This is a genomic window from Bacillus fungorum, assembly GCF_002746455.1.
Taxonomy (GTDB): domain Bacteria; phylum Bacillota; class Bacilli; order Bacillales; family Bacillaceae_G; genus Bacillus_A; species Bacillus_A fungorum.
This window is the reverse complement of record NZ_NWUW01000020.1, coordinates 16,001-31,595: the sequence shown is the minus strand read 5'-3', so window position 1 is coordinate 31,595 and position 15,595 is coordinate 16,001. Positions and strand designations below refer to the sequence as shown.

The following is a 15,595-nucleotide window of genomic DNA, read 5'->3' as shown; positions in this document are numbered from 1 at the left end:
ATTATTCATCAATTCGAATTACTTCACCCTGCGGGAAGTCTTCAGTTTCTAGTAAGCTACGAATTGCTTTCGCAACATATTCAGGTGACAGCAGTTTTCCTTCTTCTTTTAATGCGAGGAAGCGGTCTAAATTTGTGAAGTCTTCTTTATTTGTTTCACGAATTTGTGCTTGCATATTTGTATCAACAACACCAGGTGCAAAAGCGACGATTTTTACTGGATATTCTTTTCCCACTTCTTCGGTCGCTACGCACTGTGTAAACATATTTACACCAGCTTTCGTTGTACAATAAGCGCCCCAGCCAAAGTAAGGGTTTTTTCCTGCACCAGATGAAATGTTAATAATGCGTTTATCTACTTTCCATTTCTTCGTATGTTTTATAAACGTAGATATAAGAATCATAGGTGCAAGTAAATTAATGTGAACGTTCGTAATAAATTGTTCGCTTTCTGCTTTTTCAATCGGCTTCATAGGTGCAACTGTACCCGCATTATTAATTAAATGAATAGAGGATACATTGTCTTCTTTAATAGATGAAATGATCTCTTTAAAGTTAGTTTCTAAGTTATGTACATCTTGAAGATCTAGGGAATGAAAAGTGCAATTGCTGTTATATCGCTCTGTAAGTTTAGTAAGCTCTTTATTTTCCCTTCTAGAAATAGAGATAACAGTTGTACTTTCTTCTAACAATTGCGTAGCGATTGCCTCACCTAAACCTTGTGAAGTTCCTGTTATGATAACGTAGCGCATAGTGTAGTAAACTCCTCTCCATATATGTGGAATTTTGTTGGACAACGTACATTACATAGTTTGTCTACATTTTATAGTATAGAGCACTTTTTATTATAAATGAAATGAGATGATTGTGTGCCTTTTATGAATCGCTTTACTACAACAGTAACTGGTGCCGTCACGTTCACTGGGAACACGTTAGGACTAAGTCCGACATCACCTGCACCAGGCAATAACTTTGGTACGATTGATGTATTCACAACGGTGAATACATCACTTCAAGTACCTGGATTCCCAGTAGGAACGACGAATGATTGGCCATTAAATTCTTCAAGTGCAATTTTGAACCTTCCAGCTGGGAGTAGCGTCTTATACGCAGAACTTGTGTGGGCTGGCACATACCGGACTGATACTGAGGATGTTACTGCGTTTTTAAATGATGATATCACCTTTACAACACCAGTGGGAACATTTTCTGTTGCACCAGACCCAGCAACTGCGCAGCAAGGTTCAGTAGGGAAGCAGTTTTATTATAGTCGTTCAGCTAATGTAACGAACCTTGTTAGTGCAGCTGGCACATATACGACAGCTGCTGTGCCAGCTGCAAGAACATCACTTGATTCGACAATTAGTCGTTCAGTTGGCTGGACACTTGAGGTAGTTTATCAAAATACGAGTTTACCACTAAGGAATTTATCGGTGTATGCAGGACAAGAAATTATTGAGGCTTCATCACCACCAGTTGATGCTATTATTTCAGGTTTTGCAACGCCGTCTACGGGAACTGTTACAGGAAGAGTACTCGTAACTGCCCAAGAAGGTGATTCGAGCATTGTTGGAGATCAACTTCGATTTGGGCCGAATGCAAATGCTACCGTTGCTTTATTCGGACCGAGAAACCCTGCAAATAATTTCTTTCAGTCACAAATTTGTAATGACAATGGAAATTTGGATACGAGCGGCACATTTGGAAATTTGAATCAGCCGTTAGGAATCGCTTTGGCAGTTCGAAGACAGGGGTGGGACATTACGAATGTAGATGCCTCTTCATCATTAGTAAACAATCAAACGTCCGCGACTGTTCGTTTTGTTACAAATGGAGATGGATACGCTGCAGCTGGTTTTGGTGTTCAAATTGATGCAACAGGTCCAATTATTAACCCTGTTAAATCAGTTGATAAAACAGTGGCAGGTGTAGGAGATATTCTCACATATACGATCACCGTTCCGAATACAGGAACAGGAAGTGCAGAAAATGTGGTATTACAAGACAGTATTCCAAATGGAACAACATTTATAGCTGGTAGTGTAACAGTAGGTGGAGTAACACAGCCGAGTGCGAATCCAGTTAGTGGAATTAATTTAGGTACAATCCCTAACAATACTCAAAGAATTGTTACATTTCAAGTGAGGGTCACAACATTCCCAAGTCCGAATCCAATTCCAAATCGTGCAATGGTATCTTACCAATTCCGTCCTTTTGTAGGAAGTCCACTTGTTACAAGTACATCTACTTCAAATACAGTACAGACGACGGTAAATCGAGCGAATTTAAGTTTGCAAAAATCTGTAGATTTACAAACCGCAACAATTAATGATGTATTAACGTATACAGTTAATGTGACGAATAATGGAAATGTCACTGCAAATAATGTTGTTTTTGTTGATAGTATCGCTGCTGGAACAACGTTTGTTCCAAATAGTGTTACAGTGAATGGAGTAGCACGTCCAGGAGAGAATCCAGCAAGTAGTATTAATCTAGGAAGTATTAATGCTTCGCAAACGACTGTAGTGCGCTTTCAAGTTCGAGTAACATCTAATCCTCTTGTCAATCCAATTCCGAACCGTGCGAGTGCAACATTTAACTTTACTCCAGTACCTGGTCAACAACCAGTTTCAGGGCAAGCGACAAGTAATACTGTATTTACTACTATTAATATAGCTGATATAAAAACGAGAAAAACAGTGGATAGAGCTTTTGCGACAGTAAATGACGTTCTTACGTACACTGTTACAATTGAAAATACAGGAAATGTACTTGCAACGAACGTTATTTTTCAAGATCCAATCCCCATTGGAACGACTTTTATCCCAAATAGTGTAACTGTTAATGGAGTTTCGCAACCTGGGGCCAATCCAGCGACTGGGTTTACAGTAGCGAATATATCTCCCGGCGGAAGTAGGACAGTGACTTTTCAAGTCCGAGTGACATCTACGCTATCAGGAGGTACGATTGCGAATCGTGGAAATGTATCTGCTAATTTCGTCGTTATTCCAAATCAGCCGCCAATAACGATTAATAGACAAACGAATACAGTTGTGACACAAGTTAATACAGGCGGTTTAAATGTAATAAAAGAAGTGAATAGAACGCAAGCAGCAGTGGGGGACACTTTAACGTACACGATTGCCGTTCAAAATACAGGAAACGTTCCGCTAACAAATGTATTTTTCCAAGACCCTATTCCTTCTGCTGTTTCATTCGTTGCAAATTCTGTAACAATTAATGGAGTGCCTCAAAGTGGACTGAATCCAAATACAGGATTTTCTCTTCCGAATATTCCTGTGGCTCAAACAGTTGTAGTCACATTTGACGTATTAATTGTACAGGATCCAGAAAATGAAGATATTTTAAATCAAGCAAATGTAACAGCGAGTTTTCAAGTGAATCCGAATGAACCACCAGTAACAATCAATGTTCCGAGTAATGTTGTGAATACAACATTACAATCAGGGAACTTTGAAGTTGTGAAATCAGTGAATACGGATGTTGCAACTGTAGGAGATACGTTAACTTATAGTGTGCAAGTTACAAATACGGGAACGGTAACTGCGACGAATGTTCAGTTTATAGACGTTCCATCACCTAGTTTAGAATTTGTTCCAGGAAGTGTACAAATAAATGGAATTCCGCAAGTAGGCTTAGATCCATTTGTAGGCTTTTCATTACCGGATCTTGCAGTAGAGGATAGCGTATTAATTACATTTGAAGTAAATGTAATCCCGGTTCCGCCTTCTAGTAGCATTATGAATACAGCGAGAGTAACGGGTGATTTTGTATTGATTCCAGGAGAACCTCCGTTTACAATTACGAATTCAAGTAATACGACAGTCACACCAGTAAATAGAGGCAGTTTAGATATGCTGAAAGAAGTAGACAATTCAATTGTTGGAGTAGGGGAAAAGGTAACGTATACTGTTCGTATATTAAATACTGGTACTGCTGATGCAATGAATGTTCAATTTATCGATGTGCTATCTCAGGAAGCCGATTTCGTCCCAAATAGTGTAACGATAAATGGAGTTCCGCAGCCGGGGTTAAATCCGCAGGTTGGGTTTACTATACCAGATATTCCAGTTGGTGAGACCACACTTGTAACATATGAAGCTACGATTACAAGTTTTCCAGATGGTGGTACAGTAGTGAACGTTGCAGGGGCGTTAGCAGAATATATTTTAGTACCAGGAGAGCCGCCAGTTACAGTGATGGATACGAGCAATACAGTTATAGTGACGGTAAACACTGCAATCTTATTTGTTGCAAAAGGAGCAAATTTTGAAGTAGCAATGGTAGGAGATGTTGTCACTTACGGAATTGCTGTTATAAATGACAGTACAGTTCCTGTGACGAATATTGTTTTAACAGATATCATTGATCCGAATACGTTATTTATAAATGGCACGGTAACGGTAAATGATGGACCTCTTCCATTTGCCAATCCGAATATTGGTATCCCGTTAGGTGATTTTCAGCCAAATGATGCAGCAATTATTAATTTCCAAGTTGTAATAACAGGAGAGCAAATAAATAACTTAGTCACAAATACAGCGACAGCGAGTGGGCTTGCAATTGTAAATCCGAATGAGCCGCCAGTAGTAGTTGAGGGTGATAGCAATACAGTTGTTATCCCATTTATTCCTCAAAATGTCTCAACGACAGTCGTAAAAACGGTAGATCATCGAACAGCAACGATTGGAGATGTCATTACGTTTACGACAGTTATTACAAATACGGGTGATACAGTAATACAAAATATCCGTTTTCAAGATATGTTAGATAGTAGTGTACGATTTGTCCTTGGAAGTGTAACGGTTGATAATACGCCGGTGCCAAATGTAAATCCAGTATCAGGATTTCTTATAGGAAGTTTAAATCCAGGTGAAGCGAGAACAGTTTCGTTCCAAGTAGTAATTCAGAGCGCGCCAAGTGGTTCAGGAAATTATATTAATCAAGCGAGTATTCGTTTTGAACATCAAGTAGGTACAGTATTGCCACCTGTTACACAAATAGTAGAAAGTAATATGGTCGTCATTCCGTTCGTTCCAACAATTGAACAAATTTGTGAAACAAACTTTAATTGCTTAGATAAAATTCCATTTCAATGTTCTCCGTGTAATCAGTTGCGCGGACATAAAAAATAAAAACAAAAAGAGCATCTTGAAAGAATAGGATGCTCTTTTTATGTGTATTCATCATGTAGATTCATTTTCGGATGAGGTAAAAAACTAATTGATTTTATTATAGATGGAGTTTTCGGAAGTGGTAAAGCTGAAGAATTCGAACTGAAAGATAGAGGGAGTTATATTCCTTTATGGTTGCCGATACACGAGTTGGAAAAAGTAAATATAAAACCGTATGAAGTGGTCGGAAGTATATTCAATCATTATAAAATACAAGGTATGACAACATACAAAAAAAACCATTGACATAGTCTTCTGATTTAAGTATTGTATTCGAGTATGTTTATAATCAGGAGGTTTATATGAGCAATCAAACTACTACACATCATGTGAAAATGACAACAGCAGATCCATCTGGAATTGGTCTATTTGGATTAGCGATGGTAACACTTGTAGCATCATCTCAAAAGTTAGGCTTAACAGATGGCGTTTCTCTTGTATTACCATGGGCAATCTTTTTAGGAGGATTTGCACAAATCTTTGCGTGCATTCACGATGCAAAGCATAACAATACATTCGGTACAACAGCATTTGGTGCGTACGGCCTATTTTGGCTAGGTGTTGGAATGACTTGGTTAATTCAACTTGGAGTATTTGGCGAAAAATTAGCACAAGCTGCAGATTCAAAACAGCTTGGTGTAGCCTTTATCGGATATTTGATTTTCACAATCTTTATGACAATTGGTGCAATGGAAACACATAAAGTATTATTTATGATTTTCGTTCTTATTGATTTCCTATTTATCGGTCTTTCATTAAGTACTTTAGGTGTTATGCCGCATGCAATGCATAATTTAGCAGCATATTCTGAATTTCTTATTTCATTATTATCTTTCTATGGTTCAGCAGCAGCAGTGTTAAATACACACTTCGGAAAAGTTGTTTTACCAGTTGGAAAGCCGTTTGGTATTTTTAAAAAGTAATAAAAAAGCACAGATGATTGTATAGTCATCTGTGCTTTTTTTGTGAAGTAAACAGAAATAATAAAAATAAAATTGAAATTGATTCTCATTATTAATATAATGAGAATGAGAATCATTTATTGTTAGAGGGGGATGCCGAAGTGGCGAAAATTTTAATAGCTTATGCAAGTATGTCAGGAAATACAGAGAGTATTGCTGATTTAATTAAAGTTAGTCTAGATGCTTTTGATCATGAAGTAGTATTACAAGAAATGGAAGGCATGGATGCTGAAGAATTATTAGCCTATGATGGAATTATTTTAGGATCTTATACGTGGGGAGATGGGGAATTACCATTTGAAGCGGAAGATTTCCATGAGGACTTAGAAAATATAGACTTATCAGGGAAAAAAGTAGCGGTATTCGGATCAGGTGATACGGCGTATGAACTGTTTTGTGAAGCGGTAACGATATTTGAAGAAAGACTTGTAGAACGCGGTGCAGAGCTTGTGCAAGAAGGATTGAAAATCGAACTAGCTCCAGAAGATGAAGAGGATGTTGAAAAATGCAGTAATTTTGCAATTGCATTTGCTGAGAAGTTCTAAGAATGGGAGTGTCAACGTGGAGACAATGTTAAGTGCGACCGCTATTACAAAGTTAAGAGATGGAAAGCTTATGTTAGCTACTACATATAATGGCTTATTTATTGAACAAGACGGAGATTGGAAACCAATATTAAATGGTTTTCAAAAACGAATTAGGGATTTGCATAGCGAAGGTAATGTAGTGTATGGTGTAGGTGACGAAGGAATTTTTATTCGTAGTATGAATGGTGGAGAGAACTGGACGGTTCAGCGTTTTCCAACAAAAGCAACGAGTTGGAATGTGTGTAGTAATGTACAAGGAACTGTCATTGCCCATGGAGATAAAACATTGTATCATTCTAATGATTTTGGTTCGACATGGGAAACCATTCATCCATTTCTTGAGTATGGTGGTGGGGCACCATCTATTCGATCTTTATTTTTATATAAACATTACTTATTTATTGGTACGAAAATACATGCTAAGTACGGTGGTGTTTGGCTCTTTAATTTGGAGACACGTAAATTAAAGAGGATTAAAATCGTGATGAATCAGATGATCTCAGCGTTGACTTTACACAATTCTTATTTAGTAGCAGCCAGTGGATCGTGCAAGGGGATTAGCGGTAATATTTCTTTTTGTAAAATAGATGAAAGTATTGAGAGTGAAAAAGCATATTGGCACACATGTCAAAGTGAGCAGAAAGCAAGTAGCTATTTAGACTTAAGTGTAGATCAACATGTGCTATATACAACGTCAACGCAAAATAAGGCGGGGATTAGTACGGTTTGTCGTGTACTTCTAGAAGAAGGAATTGTTACAGTATGTGATTCAGTTAAAGGGCATGGTTGGCGCATTGTTAACCAAAAAGAAGGCTATGTTGTAGCTGGATCAGGTGAATCAAAAGCAATGGAATGGAAGAAAAAAGTTGTATAGCAAAAAAAACTTTGCTTTTATTATATTGATATGATATATTATATTTAAACCATTTTACTTTTAATAATATAGAGATTTAAATGAGCTGTAACTTCCGAGGAGGATAGCAATGTTAAATCTCCTCAGGGGTTGCAGTTTTTTAATGTCTGGCTTATTATTGTAAGGTGGTTGAAAATGAATATGTACATATAGGTACATTGTAGGAGGATTTTTTTCATGCAAAACGGTAAAGTAAAATGGTTTAACTCAGAAAAAGGTTTCGGTTTCATCGAAGTTGAAGGCGGAGAAGACGTATTCGTTCATTTCTCAGCTATCCAAGGCGAAGGCTTCAAAACTTTAGAAGAAGGTCAAGAAGTTACTTTCGAAGTAGAACAAGGTAACCGTGGACCTCAAGCTACTAACGTTAACAAGAAGTAATTGTGAAAAAAAGAAGGGCTTGCCCTTCTTTTTTTTTTTGCATTTTTATTAAATAACCTCCTATGTACATATAATAATGAGATTGAATTTTCGTTTTTTAGACGAAGTATTCTATGCATAAAGTGTATGAATAAATAAATACTGAAAATAAAGTATGTGTGTGAAAAGGAATGTAGAAAGAGGTAAAAAAATTGGAAAACGCTACACATTTTATTGTGTTTGATATAGAGAGAAATTTCAGGCCGTATAAATCAGAAGATCCGTCAGAGATAGTTGATATCGGAGCTGTAAAAATAGAAGCAAGTACAATGAAGGTAATTGGAGAATTTTCGGAGTTAGTAAAGCCAGGTGCACGACTTACTCGTCATACGACAAAATTAACGGGAATTACAAAGAAAGATTTAATTGGTGTAGAGAAATTCCCGCAAATTATAGAGAAATTTGTTCAGTTTATCGGAGAAGATTCTATATTTGTTACATGGGGAAAAGAAGATTATCGGTTTCTATCTCATGATTGTACGTTACATGGTGTAGAATGCCCATATATGGACAAAGAAAGAAGAATTGATTTACAAAAATTTGTTTTCCAAGCGTATGAAGAATTATTTGAGCATACACCAAGTTTACAATCTGCAGTAGAACAACTCGGTTTAACATGGGAAGGGAAGCAGCACAGAGCTTTATCGGATGCTGAGAATACAGCGAACATACTTTTTAAAGCATCTAGCGAGAGAGATATTACTAAAAGATATAAAAGACATGGTGAACTTGAACTTGTAAAGGACGGAAAACTAACAGAAAAAGCGAAAAAAAAGATGCGAAAATGGGTATTTAAAGAAATGAGAAAAAATACAGAGCATCCTTTCGTTTGGAGTACATTTGAAAGTAGTGACACGTGGGAAAGTATAACGGAAAGATATTATATAAGTGAATCTACAGTAGAACTTCTGAAAAAGCATTTTCGTACGGCGGTTAGAAAAGCGGAAAGGCAGATTAGGTATTTGGCTGAGATGGAGAAGAATGCAGAGGTTAAATGATATTCTTCTCTATTTCTAGCTACACAAATTTTACGTCATTGTATTGATAGGTGAATAACATATTCATATTAAATAGCAATTGATTTGTTGTGATATTATAATTGCTTTGAAAATTAAGGTGTATTAAGGGTTTTAAAATATATTAATAGAATAAGGCCCCATAGAAATGAAAGAGGGTAGAGTTAAATGGAAGCAATCTTTAACATTTTAACAGTTTTAGTTTTTGGGATAATATTTACTTTACTATTAGCACTCATTATACTTCCTTTCATAGCGAAGAAGAAGAATTGGAAAAGGCTTAATATATCTTTAAATCGTGGTGTATTAAAGATTAAAATAGAAGAGTAAGCTAAGAGTCTTATATATGGGAGGTATAATAGTGATAGACTTGGATATTAAAGATGTCACCGTACAGATGGAATTAAACGGTGTCTTTTGGAATGAGGATGGGATTGCTGAAATGACGGTTACTACAAAAGCGGAGCATTCTCTTATTCTTCGTCTAGTAGTTGACTTAGAAAGTAAAACGATTCGTACGATGAATGCCGAGATAGTGGGTGGGGCCTGCCCTCTGTGCAAACAGAAAAGGAACGAATGTAGCGAACTTAATGACGCGCAAAATAAAATGGATATTTTAGAAGAAGCCTACGATTGGGTGAGGGAGCATCCGGAATATCGTTTTCAATTATCTTTTTACGAGTACAATAAATTTGAGGTAGTAAAGTGAAATTTTCATTTTAACAACATACATAGTGACTAAAAGGAAAAACACTAAAACCTTATTTTCATTAGAAATATTGAAGCACATATCTCTAATGGAAATAAGGTTGTACAACAAGGAAAGAATCTACTTAATTCTGTAACAAATGTCATCTTGGATCAAAAAAATAAAAAATAACCATATTTTTTTATAAAACAGAAAAACCGATTCTTAGTAGCATCGGTTTTTAGTATAAATGACAACTATGTTCCAAATAAAGAGCACTTGTTTAACAGCGCCCAGTAAAAATAATGATATGGAAGTGTTTATTCAATCCCATTCGGATCATAAGAATACTGCTGCTTATTTTCAATCCGCTCCATCACATCTTGCAATTCATCTGGCTTCAGAAACTCAATCGGAGAGAACCCTTTTTCAAACGTAAGCGTATCAGCTTCAATCATAAGTACATATCGGTCATTTACCTTCGCAATATGTATTTGATCACCGAAATCAGCAAGCAGGGCCTTCACAGAGATATGATCTGCTTTTAGCTTTAATTCCACTTCAGGAGCATGCTCGACGATTTGTGCAGTAGCTTCCATTACTTCTTCGGTTGAAAATTGTTCCATAATCTCACGTTTCGGACTAGCAGCCCATACTTCCATTGCTTGGTCGAATTGTTCACGCTCTTCTGTACCTTCTTCAAATACATCTTCAATTTGGTCATATACCATGTCCATTACTTGAGTTTTCATAATTTCAGGCATAGAGCGTTCGTACTCGACGAATTTTAAGAAGTCCTCAAAATAACGGGCATGTGATGCTTGGTGAATTTTTAGTTCGCCCACTTCGACCATACCTTCTTCAGGCATGTACGGATATTGGATAGATTTCATGTTTTTTGTTGTGATGGCCATTTCAACGTTACGAATAAGTGTAGATTCATCGGAAATAGAAGCAACTTTCGGTTCGAAGTCACATTTCATAACGAAAACGAATGGATCATCAAAGTATTTGCGTAGTTTTGCTTGAGCAATTAAAAATACACCACCGCGTACAGCACTTGTGTCAAGATATGTATAAACGAGAGGCTCGCTCATATCTTTGAAGTTTTCTTTTGTTTCTGCAAAGCGAATGCGATTAAATAGGTTGTAATGAGGATTTGAATCAAGTTCGTGTCCTTCTTCTACAATAAAGCGACCAATTTTTGTCGGGGCTTGTTCTGTCTTCGCATGACGTTCTACTTTTCGCTTTGAAATTTTTAATAATTCACCATGTAAAAATTCCTTTAAGGAGCTATCTTCATACTCTTCAGCGTCTAATGTTTGAAAATGTTTGTAGCGTTTATCAACTGCTTCGCCTTTTCCTTCTACTTGTACAACATAAAAAGAAAGATAATTTATTTCAAAATCCATATTTATCACCTTGTTTCATTTCATTAACTCTTATCAGTATAGAGATGGAAAAAACTTTCGTCAATTTATATAAAGGAAGGGAAAGTCCCTTCCTTTATATATTTTTTTATCGTCGAAATTAAAATCCGTCTTCTAATGCTGAAAATGGAATGTTTAGTCTGTTTTCTACTGTACGTAAACGTTGGTTTAAGCGGTTTAATCTACGTGTATGACGCTCAACCGTGTTTTCTAATTGGCGTACTCTTTGCTCAAGCTCATTTACTCGTCTTTCTAATTGACGGTTTCCAGTACCAGGAAAAGAGATTGGAAGTTGGAATTGTCGATTTTGATCATATGGGTTAACTTGTTCTGCCGGATCTATATATTGTTGGTATTGTGCTTGTAAATCGTATTGAGGCTGATAACCATTTTGGTTATATGGATCGTATGGATTGTAGGGGTACATAAAAACATCCTCCATTTCTTTAAAATAGGTTAAATTCACCATAATGTATGTGCAAAAGCGGAGCGGTGGCACGGCAAATACCTATTTATGCTCACGAGATGTTTCTTTATAAATAAGAATATGGAGTTTTTACATTTGTATTTCGTTCGTTTGATGGTATATACTGGATAATAGGATGGGGTTACATAAAGGTTACAATTCTATCAAACTCAAACTTTTATGTAAATATGTATAGACATTTAGAAAAGAAAAGGGTAATTTATATAGAGTAAAAAATAACTTGTAACAATTTATAAATATATTGTAAAATGATTGTAACAAAACATACATAAAAATGAAATGATACATAAAAGTAATATTGGGAAAAAGGGGAGAGTATATTGTTCCGTAAAGTAAAGGGTATATTAATTGGGGTGTTATGTGCAGCTGTAGTGAGTGGTTGTGGTACAAAAGTAAGTGATGTTGCATTAGTAAGTGATATTGGTGGCCACACAGTAGAGGCTAAAGCAGAAGTACAGGATTCCATTAGTTTAGTTGATGGTCGAACTGGTACGGAAGTGAAAAAGCTAGATTTATCGAGTCTAGGTTATTTTGAAGACGAAGCAAAATTTAAAAAATCGGTAACAAAGGTTGCTAGCGAGGTTGGGAAAAGCGTTGACAAAAAGATGGTTCCTTCACGTCTAGCATCTGATGGAAGTTGGCAAGAAGGAAAACCTGCTTATGAATTGATGGAAAAAGAGTTAGTAGATAAATTATTAAACGTTGGTATGTGGGATTCTTCATATCAATTACCTATTGTTGAGAAAAAGCCTACTGCAACATTAAGTGATGCGCAAGGAAGTGGTACGGTAATTGGTAGATATGAAACGAATTTAGGTGGCTCAGCAGGTGGCCGTATTGAGAATATTCGTTTGTCAGCAGCGAGCATAAATGGGGTTGTATTAGCAAAAGGAGACCGTTTCTCTTTCAATGCATTAATTGGTGATACAACGCCAGATAAAGGATATCAATTAGGAAAAGAAATTGTAGACGGTAAATTAGTAGATGGATACGGCGGTGGTGTTTGTCAAACCTCATCAACTTTATACAATGCTGCAGATCAAGCTGGTTTGAAAATGGTAGAGAGAACGACACATTCTAAAACGGTAGGTTACGTTCCACAAGGAAGAGATGCTACAATTGCATATCCATACTTAGACTTAGTGTTTGAAAACACGAATGATGCACCTGTGAAGCTTTACATGGGTATTCAAGGCGGAAAGCTAGTTGCTGAAGTACATAAAATGAGATAAGTATAATACTAAAGTAAAGCCATTATTTCTAAGTTTGATAGAAATAATGGCTTTTTCTGTACGATTAATATTACAATTCAAGATATAGTGCATATGAGGAATTTTAGCAGGGGTAAAACAGTCTAAAAAAGTATTGAATTTAATTCTTAGTTTTCCTATTGACATTATCAATAATAGAATGTATTCTTCATAATAACAACTAAATAAATAGAAAAATTTATTAGTTTTCTTATTTAGAGAGATGGAGGGACTGGCCCGATGAAATCTCAGCAACAGGCTACAAAAGTACTGTGCTAATTCCAGCAAACGTATGAAGCGTTTGGAAGATGAGGGGAAATGAATTAACATCCAACTCTTCTTATAGTGTAAGAAGAGTTTTTTGTTTAGGGAGGGGGGATAGAGTGAAGTTTGATGTAACGTATTTTTTAGAAAGTTTTCCGCAATTATTTAAGTATGTATACATAACTTTAGGGATTACTGTAGTTTCCATGATTACTTCTTTTATTATAGGGATTGGCTTGGCGATCATAACGAAAAACAAAACGAAATTTTTATATTCTATTGCAAGAGTATATATCTCTTTCTTTAGAGGAACACCTTTATTAGTTCAATTATTTGTGTTGTATTTCGGATTGCCGCAAATCTTCCCGACATTTACAGTAATTACAGCGATGCAAGCAACTTTAATTGGGCTCAGTTTAAATAATGCTGCTTATTTGTCAGAGATTATTCGAGGCTCCTTAAATGCTGTAGAATCAGGACAAATGGATGCTTGTTTATCAGTTGGAATGACAAAGGCGCAAGCCATGCAACAGATTATCTTTCCACAAGCTATTCGTGTCGCAGTACCGTCACTTGGAAATAATTTTGTCGGATTGTTAAAAGAATCTTCGTTATCTTTTGCACTGGGGGTGGCTGAAATTTTAGCGCAAGCGAAAATGCTAGCGGCGCAATCGTATCGTTATATGGAAAGTTACTTAGCAGTAGCGATTGTATATTGGATTATTACAGTTGTAATTAGCTGGGGACAGAAAAAGTTAGAAAGGAAACTTGATGCACCGTACTTGTAACAGGAATGGGTGATATATGTGATTGAGATAATAGATTTGTATAAGTCTTACAAACATAATGAAGTACTAAAAGGAATCTCACTTACTGTAAATAAAGGAGAAGTGGTAGTCATTATTGGACCTTCTGGTTCAGGTAAATCGACATTATTAAGATGTTTAAATTTATTAGAACAACCAGAGGATGGAAGTATTAGAATTGAAGATTTAGAGATTCATGCGAAGAAGCTTTATAAAAAGGAAACAATAAAATTACGCCAAAAAACAGCTATGGTTTTTCAAAACTATAATTTATTTAAAAATAAAACAGCATTGCAAAATATTACAACGCCATTAACAGTTGTACAGAAAAAAAGTGAAGAAGAAGCACAGAAAATAGCAAGAAATCTATTAAAACAAGTAGGTTTAGCTGATAAAGAGGCTTCTTATCCATCAATGTTATCAGGTGGACAACAGCAAAGAATTGGGATAGCTAGAGCAATGGCTTTAAATCCTGCTGTATTACTATTTGATGAACCGACTTCGGCACTCGATCCAGAATTGGTGAACGAGGTATTGCAAGTGATTAAAGATTTGGCAAGGCAGCATATAACGATGGTTATTGTTACACATGAAATGAATTTTGCGAAAGAGGTGGCAGATCGCATTATATTTATGGCTGATGGCATTGTTGTAGAGCAGGGAACGCCGGAAGAAATTTTTCGGAATCCAAAAAATGAACGTACGAAAAAATTTTTACGACAACTAAATGCTTCTGAAGAAGGTAATCATTTCGTTATTTAGGAGGAAGAGTTATGAGAAAATCATCATTATTACTAACATTAGCATTAACAGTATCATTTGGAGTTTTATCAGCTTGTGGTTCGGATAAAGCAAGCGAAAAAACAAATGAAAAAGTAGTAAAAGTTGGGACTTCTGCAGGGCGTAGTCCATTTATTTTTAAAGAGGGTGAGAAAGTAAAAGGTTTTGATGCTGAAATTATTGAAGCGGCTGCTAAAAAAGCTGGGTATAAAGTGGAATGGAACGTTTCTGATTTTGAAGGATTATTCGGTTTATTAGACTCAGGTCGTATTGATACGATTGCAAATGAATTATCGGTTTCTCCGGAAAGAAAAAAGAAATATGACTTTTCAATTCCATATGTATATTCAGGATCTGTTTTCGCGGTTAAGAAAGATAATAATACAATTAAATCGTTAGAAGATCTAAAAGGGAAGACTGTAGGTGTTGGGCTTGGTACAGCTGGGGAACAAGAATTAAAAGCTTTAAATAAAAATAATGCTTTTACAATTAAAACGTTCTCAGAGGATCCAACAGCGGAATTAAATGAAGTAGGACTTGGACGCGTGGATGCTTACTATAATGATAAAGTTCAAGTGGAAACAACAATAACAAAGGCAAAACTAGATAATGTGAAAGTAGGATTTGGTCCACTTAAATGGGGAGAGATTGCATTTCCATTTGCAAAAAAGAGCGAAAAGTTAGAAGATATAAATAAAGCGTTAAAAGAATTAGAACAAGATGGCACATTAAGCGAAATATCAAAAAAATGGCTGAAAGTTGATGCTACAAAAAAACAAGAGTAGGTGTATTCGTTGAAGA

15 protein-coding genes, 1 pseudogene and 1 riboswitch are annotated in these 15,595 nt (G+C 36.0%); of the genes and pseudogenes, 13 read left to right on the top strand and 3 right to left on the bottom strand.

Annotated features, from left to right (window positions below; translation table 11 throughout):
• Position 1: 1 nt before the first annotated feature.
• Positions 2–751, bottom strand: a complete 750-nt coding sequence (locus CO726_RS22395; RefSeq protein ID WP_099685731.1) for a (S)-benzoin forming benzil reductase — start codon at positions 749–751, stop codon at positions 2–4.
• Positions 752–868: 117 nt separating this feature from the next.
• Between CO726_RS22395 and CO726_RS22390 the strand changes: the two genes are divergently transcribed.
• The 9 genes and pseudogenes from CO726_RS22390 to CO726_RS22350 all read left to right on the top strand — a co-directional run bounded on the left by CO726_RS22390 (position 869) and on the right by CO726_RS22350 (position 9,798).
• On the top strand, positions 869–5,155 hold the full coding sequence (locus CO726_RS22390) for a DUF11 domain-containing protein (protein WP_099685730.1): 4,287 nt from the start codon (positions 869–871) through the stop codon (positions 5,153–5,155).
• A gap of 96 nt (positions 5,156–5,251) precedes the next feature.
• Positions 5,252–5,440 (top strand): annotated as a pseudogene (locus tag CO726_RS22385) (DNA mismatch repair protein MutT); the annotation flags it as partial.
• Between the two features lie 56 nt (positions 5,441–5,496).
• Entirely contained in the window at positions 5,497–6,117 is a 621-nt protein-coding gene (locus CO726_RS22380) for an acetate uptake transporter (RefSeq protein ID WP_098761112.1), read from the top strand.
• 140 nt (positions 6,118–6,257) lie between these two features.
• Positions 6,258–6,701 (top strand): flavodoxin, encoded by a 444-nt coding sequence (locus CO726_RS22375; RefSeq protein WP_001062763.1) that lies wholly within the window; start codon positions 6,258–6,260, stop codon positions 6,699–6,701.
• Between the two features lie 16 nt (positions 6,702–6,717).
• Positions 6,718–7,617 carry a WD40/YVTN/BNR-like repeat-containing protein gene (locus tag CO726_RS22370; RefSeq protein WP_098761111.1) on the top strand — a complete coding sequence of 300 codons (900 nt, stop codon included), beginning with the start codon at positions 6,718–6,720 and terminating at the stop codon, positions 7,615–7,617.
• Between the two features lie 216 nt (positions 7,618–7,833).
• Entirely contained in the window at positions 7,834–8,034 is a 201-nt protein-coding gene (cspB, locus tag CO726_RS22365; RefSeq protein ID WP_001179150.1) for a cold shock-like protein CspB, read from the top strand.
• Positions 8,035–8,225: 191 nt separating this feature from the next.
• The gene (locus CO726_RS22360) at positions 8,226–9,071 is read left to right on the top strand and encodes an exonuclease (RefSeq protein ID WP_099685729.1); all 846 of its coding nucleotides are present in this window, start codon (positions 8,226–8,228) and stop codon (positions 9,069–9,071) included.
• A 186-nt stretch (positions 9,072–9,257) separates the two neighbouring features.
• Entirely contained in the window at positions 9,258–9,419 is a 162-nt protein-coding gene (locus CO726_RS31880) for a hypothetical protein (RefSeq protein ID WP_098761109.1), read from the top strand.
• A 31-nt stretch (positions 9,420–9,450) separates the two neighbouring features.
• On the top strand, positions 9,451–9,798 hold the full coding sequence (locus CO726_RS22350) for a hypothetical protein (protein ID WP_136699819.1): 348 nt from the start codon (positions 9,451–9,453) through the stop codon (positions 9,796–9,798).
• Between the two features lie 299 nt (positions 9,799–10,097).
• On the opposite strand, the gene CO726_RS22345 is transcribed toward CO726_RS22350, so the two are convergent.
• The gene (locus CO726_RS22345) at positions 10,098–11,189 is read right to left on the bottom strand and encodes a DUF3900 domain-containing protein (protein WP_099685727.1); all 1,092 of its coding nucleotides are present in this window, start codon (positions 11,187–11,189) and stop codon (positions 10,098–10,100) included.
• Positions 11,190–11,307: 118 nt separating this feature from the next.
• Positions 11,308–11,676: a hypothetical protein gene (locus CO726_RS22340; protein ID WP_136699821.1), complete on the bottom strand. Its 369-nt coding sequence runs from the start codon at positions 11,674–11,676 to the stop codon at positions 11,308–11,310.
• A 338-nt stretch (positions 11,677–12,014) separates the two neighbouring features.
• Between CO726_RS22340 and CO726_RS22335 the strand changes: the two genes are divergently transcribed.
• The 4 genes from CO726_RS22335 (at position 12,015) to CO726_RS22320 (ending at position 15,579) form a co-directional block, all read left to right on the top strand.
• Entirely contained in the window at positions 12,015–12,926 is a 912-nt protein-coding gene (locus CO726_RS22335) for a VanW family protein (protein ID WP_099685726.1), read from the top strand.
• A 226-nt stretch (positions 12,927–13,152) separates the two neighbouring features.
• Positions 13,153–13,259, top strand: a riboswitch (SAM riboswitch).
• A gap of 68 nt (positions 13,260–13,327) precedes the next feature.
• Positions 13,328–13,996 (top strand): amino acid ABC transporter permease, encoded by a 669-nt coding sequence (locus CO726_RS22330; RefSeq protein ID WP_099685725.1) that lies wholly within the window; start codon positions 13,328–13,330, stop codon positions 13,994–13,996.
• A gap of 18 nt (positions 13,997–14,014) precedes the next feature.
• Positions 14,015–14,776, top strand: a complete 762-nt coding sequence (locus CO726_RS22325; protein ID WP_099685724.1) for an amino acid ABC transporter ATP-binding protein — start codon at positions 14,015–14,017, stop codon at positions 14,774–14,776.
• An 11-nt stretch (positions 14,777–14,787) separates the two neighbouring features.
• Positions 14,788–15,579, top strand: coding sequence for an amino acid ABC transporter substrate-binding protein (locus CO726_RS22320; RefSeq protein ID WP_099685723.1), 792 nt, complete (start codon positions 14,788–14,790; stop codon positions 15,577–15,579).
• Positions 15,580–15,595 lie beyond the last annotated feature (16 nt).